Source organism: Trichococcus collinsii (assembly GCF_900107505.1).
Taxonomy (GTDB): Bacteria; Bacillota; Bacilli; order Lactobacillales; family Aerococcaceae; genus Trichococcus; species Trichococcus collinsii.
In genome coordinates this window covers 1-5486 of sequence record NZ_FNQH01000020.1, presented here as the reverse complement: position 1 = coordinate 5486, position 5486 = coordinate 1, and the positions used below count along the sequence as shown (strand labels likewise).

The following is a 5486-nucleotide window of genomic DNA, read 5'->3' as shown; positions in this document are numbered from 1 at the left end:
ATCATATTTATTTCAGCGAGATGCGGCTCTTAATGACGTTGATTATGGGATCCGTGATGGCGGTTGTGATGCTATCGTTTATGTGGAAGATGTATGATAATAAGAAATGGAATATTATCATACTGGGAGCGAGTTTTTTAATCTTCGGTGTTTCTTTATGGTTGGTGCGCAGTCAGGCGACGATAGATGATGTGGATTACATGCAAGCTATGATTCCACACCATTCCATTGCCATCTTGGCTAGTGAACGAGCAACGATAGAAGACGAGCGTGTTCGAAAATTAGCAGATGAGATCATAGCTGCACAGGAGCGAGAGATCGCGGAGATGAAAATTTTAATTGAGGAAATTCAGCAAAGAGAGTAACAGATATTTTGATAGAGACGAATTAATTGCGGGTAGAGGGTACGACTCTAAAAAAAGCCTCCTTACAGACGAAAAACCTCGGAACATTAAAGAAGGAACACAGCTAATAAAATATAGCTTTGTTCCTTCTTTTAGTATAGAGATTCTCTTCTAAATAAGAGGTCAACTTCTACAGCTGACTCAAGTGGTAGTTTAGTAATTCTGATTGCAGTATTCTCAGTGCTTCTTTCAAGCCATCGAGTCTACCTGTCTCAATGTCTATGATTGCATAATAATCAGATAGGTATTCTTCTGATACACCGGCATTCAACTGCATATGTGTATATGCTTCTACTATCTTAATAGAAGATGTTGTAGAAGTTACTCTGGATTCTAGTCTTTCAACTACTCTCGCATAATATTCCAAGAATTCTTCCCCCTTAAGTTCAAGTATACGCTTTCTTAATCAGGAAAGAAATAGTTCAAAAATAAAAAAAAAGCGCTGAACAGCAATACTCTGAAGACCTACTTCGGTGATGTCTAGATATCACAGTTGCCGCTGACTACTCTATCCATTCCTCGCTCTGATTGAAGTCTTCAATCCAGGTAATTTCTGTATCTAACGTGTCATTTTCTTCAATAGAGGAAGAGGTTGGAATAGGATTCTTTCCGGATAGCTGCATTCGATTATTTGTAAAGACGTGAATCTGGAACCATTTTTCCTCTTGTAAAAGCTGTATATTACGAATAGATTCCAGTGAGATCCATTGATCGTTAATGAAGATTTTATTTCCCGTAAGAGAGCCTCTGAAATGACCTACTATCGACTCAATTTGACGCCCGAGGTGATCCTTTTGATTCAATTGAATTGATACGGGCCTGTTTTTATGTAGAGCTTCTACTAGTACTTCGTCAATTTCAGTTGTATTCATTTGAGCGAGGATAGGGATAGCCTTCAGAGCCTCTTCTTTTCCAGCAGAAATGGACCTTGTCAGTTCTTCCATTGAGAATGCCGTTAACCACTTAACCATGCCTCTATCTTGGTAGTCGTTGTACTCTTCAAATACTTTCTCTGTTCGCTTTCTAGTTTCCTTTATCATACTTTCACCTTCCTATAGCGCCGCTAGTCTGTTTGTTTGGATTTAAATCCTTTATACTCCTAATTATACGAACGTATGTTTGTTTTTGTAAAGCGAACACGCTAAATATTTACAAATGAAGGTTAGAATCTCGTATTTCAGTGCATTGTTAGATTAGCATACTTCCTTGATACCGCGTCGCTATCGACTCGGTATATCTTTTTGTAAATTCAGAAAAGAGTAGTTGACAAATAATGTTTACAAGTGTAAATTATAAGCATAGAAACGTTTACGTTTGTAAACGAATAACAGGGAAGAAGGGGTAAAAATGAAGACAAGAACGTTAACTCCCCACATAACTGATGCCGAATGGGAAGTCATGCGTGTTGTTTGGGCAAACCATCATGTCACGAGTAAGGAAGTTATTTCGATCCTGGAAGATAAGATGGACTGGAAGGCAACCACCATCAAAACTCTGTTGGGTCGTTTGGTTGAAAAGGGCGCGTTATCCACTGAGCAAGATGGGAAAAAGTTTATCTACACGGCACGTGTTGCAGAGGAAGTTACTGTCCGAAACTATACAGGCGACATTTTCAGCCGTATTTGCAATAAAGATATAGGACATGTGATTGGGGAAATGATCAAGGACAACGTATTGAGCTTTAATGATATCCGCTACTTGGAAGAGATTTTGGAAAAGAAAAAAACTTCCGCTGTGGAAGAGGTTAGCTGCCGATGTCTACCCAAGCAATGTCAGTGCAACCTACACCAACATGGAAAATAGGGAGGATAAGTAAAAATGGAGAATAAAGTATTCAGTATAGATGGCATGACCTGTGCATCCTGTGCACAAACTGTAGAGAAGGCTGCTCAGAAATTATCAGGAGTAAAGACTGCGAACGTCAATCTCGCAACCGAAAAAATGAATATCCAGTTTGACAGTTCAGCATTGACAGAAGCGGACATTCAAAAAGCAGTGGCAGACGCAGGGTATACAGCCATTTCAAATACGGTTAAAAAAACATTCAATATTGAGGGTATGACATGTGCTTCATGCGCCCAGACGATTGAAAAGGCAACCCAGAAACTACGAGGAGTAAATCTTTCCTCCGTAAATCTGGCCACGGAGAAACTGGTAGTGGAGTATGATCCGGGTATGGTGAACCTTACCGATATCATAAAGGCGGTTATGGATTCAGGTTATGAGGCACATGAAGAAGTAGCAACTGCTGATACGGTAGACCAGGATAAAGAAAAGAAACAGAAAGAAATCAAGAGTCTCTGGAACAGGTTTCTAATTTCCGCGCTATTTACAGCTCCGTTGTTCTATATCGCAATGGGGCATTTGGTGAATGCGCCCCTTCCTGATTTCATTAACCCAATGATGAATCCGGAAGCCTTTGCTATTGTTCAACTCGTTCTGACACTCCCTGTGGTTGCGGTCAACAGTAAAATATATCGCAATGGGTTCAAGGCATTGTCTAAAGGGCACCCTAATATGGATTCGCTGATTTCTCTAGGGACTAGTGCAGCTTTCCTTTATGGCGTGTTTGCAACAGGGATGATTTTCCTTGGAGATGTAGCTTATGCCAATGAACTGTACTATGAAACGGCAGCCGTTATCTTAGCTTTAATCGTCCTAGGGAAATATCTCGAGACCTTAACAAAAGGAAAAACTTCTGAAGCCATTAAAAAACTTATGGGATTGGCACCTAAAACCGCACTGGTGGTAAGAAACGGAAAAGAGTCAGAGATTTCCATTGATGAAGTGGTGGTTGGCGACATTATCGTTGTGAGGCCAGGTGGGAAAATGCCGGTAGATGGCGTGGTTATCGAAGGATTGACGTCGGTAGATGAATCCATGCTCACAGGTGAAAGTATCCCCGTGGAAAAATCTGTGGGAGATGCTATTATTGGTGCGAGTATCAACAAAAATGGGACGATTCGGTACAAGGCGACAAAAGTGGGAAAAGACACTGCGCTGTCCCAAATTATCAAGCTAGTGGAAGATGCCCAAGGATCCAAAGCCCCTATTGCTAAGATGGCTGATATCATTTCCGGGTATTTTGTTCCGATTGTCATTGCGATTGCAATTCTTTCCGCGATAGCGTGGTACTTTGCTGGTCAAACAGGTGTATTCGCCTTGACTATAGCCATTTCGGTACTGGTGATTGCGTGCCCATGCGCGCTTGGTCTGGCTACTCCCACAGCGATTATGATCGGGACAGGAAAAGGTGCAGAGCATGGCGTGCTATTCAAGAGCGGGACAGCGTTGGAGACGACCCATAAGCTGAACACCATTGTGTTCGACAAAACGGGTACGATAACAGAAGGGAAGCCAAAAGTAACGGATATTATCACCGCTGAAGGGATTTCCGAAACGGAATTACTGACTCTTTCTGCTTCCGCCGAAAAAGGCTCGGAGCACCCACTTGGTGAGGCAATCGTGAATAGCGCAGAAGAGAAGGGCCTAGCATTCTTGAAAACAGAAACGTTTAATGCTATTCCAGGACATGGGATTGAAGTGACAATCAATGGCCAACACCTCTTGCTCGGAAACAAGAAGCTGATGGACGAAAGGCATATTGGTCTGGGAAATTTGGCATCTGCCTCCGATGCATTAGCAAGCCAAGGTAAGACGCCTATGTACATTGCAAAGGATGGTAAAATCGCTGGAATCATTGCGGTAGCGGATACTGTAAAAGAGAGCAGCTTACGTGCCATCAAGAAGCTGCATAAGATGGGAATCGAAGTAGCCATGATCACCGGAGACAACAAACGGACCGCTGAGGCCATCGCCAAGCAAGTGGGCATCGATCGGGTGTTGAGCGAAGTCTTACCAGAAGATAAAGCTAATGAAGTGAAGAAGTTGCAGGATGAAGGCAAAAAGGTAGGGATGGTTGGCGACGGAATCAATGACGCTCCAGCTCTTGCCCAGGCAGATGTAGGGATTGCAATCGGTTCGGGTACGGATGTAGCCATAGAATCAGCAGATGTCGTCTTAATGCGGAGTGATCTCATGGACGTACCTACTGCTGTTGAATTGAGTAAATCCACCATCCGAAACATTAAAGAAAACTTGTTTTGGGCATTCGCGTACAACATACTTGGTATCCCCTTTGCGATGGGTGTTGTTTATGCATTTGGAGGTCCTCTGCTCAGCCCGGTTATTGCAGCAGCAGCAATGAGTTTCAGTTCCATTTCTGTTTTGTTGAATGCATTACGTTTAAAGGGATTTCAACCTTCTGTTATGAAATAAAAACTGAGGATGGTAGAATGAGGATGGAGTTAACTATAAGTTTATCTTGTTTCAAATGCTTAAACATAATAGCGGAAAAGACAAAAAAATTCCCTGCAGTGGAGAGCGTGTCTATTGATGAAAGCAAGAAAATTGCACTCGTTCAAGGTAATAAAACGAAGCAAGATGAGTTTCTGGGAGCATTATCCGATATTCCCTATCTTTTAAGGGAGATCAATGAAGCGGAGAATTGCGACTGTTGCACACAACCCCATTTTAGTTTTCATTAATAGTTGACTGACGGTTGAAACATTTCTTTCAAAAAAGGATAAAGAGAAATTTAATAATAAAAAAAAGAAATGAGGAAAAATTTATGAAACAAGAAGTATTCGTAGAAGGCATGAAATGTGAAGGTTGCGCCAAGGGAGTAAAAGAAAAATTCGAATCCATAAAGGGAGTAGAATCAGTGTCTGTTGATTTGAAAGGCAAAAAAGCTACTATAAATACACGATCCGTTATTGATAAAGCAACATTTGTCGCAGTTTTAGAGGACACAAAGTATTCAGTAGTGGAGTAAGGTAGTTTAAAAATTTTGTAAGTTAGGTAATTTTTTGTATTCAGATTCTATTCGGGGAGCCTCAGTTTTTATCCTTCATGAAGAAACAGGGAGAACAGCTGAGGCTCATTCTTTAATCGAGGTAAGAGGAGGATAAGTTTATGAACAACAAGCAACAGAACGGTTCGAATAAACCAACGGACCACAGCAAGATGGACCATAGTGCGATGGACCATAGTCAGATGGATCACAGCAAGATGGATCATAGT

6 protein-coding genes are annotated in these 5486 nt (G+C 41.5%); 4 read left to right on the top strand and 2 right to left on the bottom strand.

The features are described 5' to 3' along the window. On the top strand, window positions 1-365 hold a 365-nt coding region (locus BLV66_RS15345; protein WP_093114582.1), incomplete at its 5' end, for a DUF305 domain-containing protein. Window positions 366-534: 169 nt separating this feature from the next. Here BLV66_RS15345 and BLV66_RS15340 read toward each other — a convergent pair. Further along, on the bottom strand, window positions 535-771 hold the full coding sequence (locus BLV66_RS15340; protein ID WP_068624651.1) for a hypothetical protein: 237 nt from the start codon (window positions 769-771) through the stop codon (window positions 535-537). 136 nt (window positions 772-907) lie between these two features. Further along, the gene (locus tag BLV66_RS15335) at window positions 908-1444 is read right to left on the bottom strand and encodes a hypothetical protein (protein ID WP_086987725.1); all 537 of its coding nucleotides are present in this window, start codon (window positions 1442-1444) and stop codon (window positions 908-910) included. Between the two features lie 307 nt (window positions 1445-1751). Here BLV66_RS15335 and BLV66_RS15330 point away from each other — a divergent pair, with 307 nt between their 5' ends. The 3 genes from BLV66_RS15330 (at window position 1752) to BLV66_RS15315 (ending at window position 5238) form a co-directional block, all read left to right on the top strand. Next, window positions 1752-2207 carry a CopY/TcrY family copper transport repressor gene (locus tag BLV66_RS15330; RefSeq protein WP_086987726.1) on the top strand — a complete coding sequence of 152 codons (456 nt, stop codon included), beginning with the start codon at window positions 1752-1754 and terminating at the stop codon, window positions 2205-2207. A 15-nt stretch (window positions 2208-2222) separates the two neighbouring features. Next, window positions 2223-4682 carry a heavy metal translocating P-type ATPase gene (locus tag BLV66_RS15325; protein WP_086987727.1) on the top strand — a complete coding sequence of 820 codons (2460 nt, stop codon included), beginning with the start codon at window positions 2223-2225 and terminating at the stop codon, window positions 4680-4682. A gap of 352 nt (window positions 4683-5034) precedes the next feature. Next, a complete protein-coding gene (locus tag BLV66_RS15315; RefSeq protein ID WP_068561777.1) occupies window positions 5035-5238 on the top strand; it encodes a heavy-metal-associated domain-containing protein in 204 nt (67 codons plus the stop codon). Window positions 5239-5486: the final 248 nt, after the last annotated feature.

Bases quoted from the DNA above. Each gene is read 5' to 3' on its own strand.
- BLV66_RS15330 (WP_086987726.1), top strand. From the start codon at position 1,752: ATGAAGACAAGAACGTTAACTCCCCACATAACTGATGCCGAATGGGAA.
- BLV66_RS15315 (WP_068561777.1), top strand. From the start codon at position 5,035: ATGAAACAAGAAGTATTCGTAGAAGGCATGAAATGTGAAGGTTGCGCC.
- BLV66_RS15325 (WP_086987727.1), top strand. From the start codon at position 2,223: ATGGAGAATAAAGTATTCAGTATAGATGGCATGACCTGTGCATCCTGT.
- BLV66_RS15335 (WP_086987725.1), bottom strand. From the start codon at position 1,444: ATGATAAAGGAAACTAGAAAGCGAACAGAGAAAGTATTTGAAGAGTAC.